This is a genomic window from Glycomyces dulcitolivorans (assembly GCF_003265355.1).
Lineage (GTDB): Bacteria > Actinomycetota > Actinomycetes > Mycobacteriales > Micromonosporaceae > Glycomyces > Glycomyces dulcitolivorans.
This window is the reverse complement of the sequence record NZ_QFRW01000135.1, coordinates 1-1,737: the sequence shown is the minus strand read 5'-3', so window position 1 is coordinate 1,737 and position 1,737 is coordinate 1. Positions and strand designations below refer to the sequence as shown.

Here is a 1,737-nt window from a genome sequence, read left to right as displayed (position 1 = left end):
GGCGTTCACCGCGATCGGCCAGGCGAGCGCGGCCCGCCACCGGGCCCAGGGCGCGGCGGACGCCGCGGCGCTCGCGGGTGCGGCCCGGGTCCTGTTCGGCGAGGGCGAGGCGTGTGCGGCGGCGCAGGCGATGGTGGAGCGGTCCTCGACCGAGTTCGTCCGCTGCGAAGTGGACGGCCTTGAGGTGACGGTCTATGTCGACGAGACCCCGACCGGCATCCCGCAGGCCCTCGGCCCGGCCCGAGCCGTCTCCCGAGCCGGCCCGGTCCTCATCGAATAACCGATCCGGTCCGACAACGAACCGAAAAGGCCCCCGGCGGCCAAGGCCAGGCCGCCGGGGGACCGGAGAACGACACAGAGTCCTTACGAGTAATCGGTGTGCTGGTAGGCGGAGGGTGGGCACGGGGAGGGGCCCCGGAATCGGTCTGAAATCCGCCCACAATCGGTTGCCGAACCCGCTAAAGGCCCTGCAAGCGTGCACATTGAGGCGGTTTGATCACACTCCCGTGTGTCGAGGGGTTCCGGGCTCGAATTCGCGGGGTGCGGCTGTCTACACTCGCGCAATGGAGAAACACCGTTCTTCACCTGACCAGGTGACCGCGACCCGGTCGCCCGGTCGCCGCACGTACCTCATGTGCCGCCCCGCCTACTACGCGGTGGAGTACGCCATCAATCCCTGGATGGACACCACCGCCCCCGTCGACGCCGCGCTCGCCTGCGCCCAGTGGGAAGAGCTCGCCGACATCTACACCGGCCTCGGCCACGAGGTGCTCCGCCTCGAACCCGAGCCGGGCCTGCCCGACATGGTGTACGCCGCCAACGGCGCCTTCGTGGTCGACGGCATCGCCTACGGCGCGAGCTTCCGCCACCCCGAGCGCCGCCCCGAGGCCGACGCCCACGAGAAGTGGTACCGCACCTCCGGATGGACCTTCGCCGAGCCCGAGCACATCAACGAGGGCGAAGGCGACTTCACCTACCTGCCCGGCCGCGGCCTGATCCTCGCCGGCTGGGGCTTCCGCACCGACGCCCGCGCCCACGCCGAGGCCGCCGACGTGTTCGGCCGCCAGGTCGTCTCGCTGCGCCTGGTCGACCCCCGCTACTACCACCTCGACACCGCCCTCGCGCCCCTCGACGACGAGAACATCGCCTACTTCCCCGAGGCCTTCGCGCCCGGCAGCCGCCTCCTCCTGGAGCGGCTCTTCCCCGACGCGGTGATCGCCGACGCCGAGGACGCCGCCGGGTTCGGCCTCAACTTCGTCTCCGACGGCCGCAACGTCGTCGTCAACGCCGAAGCCCTGGGCTTCGCCGGCAAGCTCCGGGCCGCCGGGTACGAGCCCGTCCCCGTCGACCTGTCCGAGCTGAAGAAGGGCGGCGGCTCCGTCAAGTGCTGCACCGCCGAACTCCGGCGCTGACAGCGCGGCCGCACGCCGCCGGCCCGACCCATTGACCGCAATTCCGCTTGCAGCGCAAGGGGGCCGGTGCGACTTCACTGTCGCACCGGCCCCCTTTCCTTCACCGCGGGTCGTGTCGAGGGTGCGGGCCGCGTCCTGCCACGGCAGGCGTCCAACCGCCGCCGCGGTCCGCACCCTGGTCTGAAAAGCCCGGAGCGGTCAGGCCGCGGCGAGCGTCGGCGCCGGGGCCGGGCCGATCGGGAGCGGGCCGGGGTTCGGCGCGGGGCGGTGCGGGTTGATCGGGGAGCGGCCCGCCCGCGGGGCGGGGACGTGGCCGCGCGGGACG

General features: G+C 72.6%; 2 protein-coding genes. Both read left to right on the top strand.

Features of this window, described 5'->3' with window-relative positions; genetic code table 11:
- Window positions 1-280, top strand: a 280-nt coding sequence (locus tag DI269_RS13120; RefSeq protein ID WP_112136581.1) for an Rv3654c family TadE-like protein, incomplete at its 5' end; no start/stop codon positions are given.
- 283 nt (window positions 281-563) lie between these two features.
- Complete coding sequence (gene ddaH / locus DI269_RS13115; protein ID WP_112136579.1) at window positions 564-1,412, top strand: dimethylargininase; 849 nt, start codon at window positions 564-566, stop codon at window positions 1,410-1,412.
- Window positions 1,413-1,737 lie beyond the last annotated feature (325 nt).